The sequence below is a fragment of the Brenneria corticis genome (assembly GCF_003115855.1).
Classification (GTDB): Bacteria; Pseudomonadota; Gammaproteobacteria; order Enterobacterales; family Enterobacteriaceae; genus Brenneria; species Brenneria corticis.
This window is the reverse complement of sequence record NZ_KZ819152.1, coordinates 1-399: the sequence shown is the minus strand read 5'-3', so window position 1 is coordinate 399 and position 399 is coordinate 1. Positions and strand designations below refer to the sequence as shown.

The window sequence follows — 399 nt, the reverse complement described above, 5'->3', positions numbered from 1 at the left end:
GTGAGATATTGGAAGGTGCAGTGTCCACAACAGATTGTCTGATGAAAATAACGAGCAAGGTAACCTGCGGTAGAAGGTTGCGGACGTTTCCTGAAGTGCCGTGGGGTGTGTGACTGTCAAGTGCAGTGACAAAACACAATGGCGCTCGATTTTTGTGGAAAAATCTCGCCTTTACACAAAAATAGCAACGCGTGCGTTGCTGACAATTTTTGTGTCCCCATCGTCTAGAGGCCTAGGACACTGCCCTTTCACGGCTGTAACAGGGGTTCGAATCCCCTTGGGGACGCCATTCCGATAATGAGTGAAAGACATTATCACCGAATATCTTAAAGATGACTTTAACGAGTCGTGTTTACGATATTGCTCTTTAACAATCTGGAACAAGCTGAAAATTGAAAC

Annotated in this window: 1 tRNA gene; it reads left to right on the top strand. The window is 45.4% G+C overall.

Features of this window, described 5'->3' with window-relative positions:
• Window positions 1–213: 213 nt before the first annotated feature.
• Window positions 214–289, top strand: a tRNA-Glu gene (locus tag DDT56_RS24295).
• The last annotated feature ends 110 nt before the right edge of the window (window positions 290–399 follow it).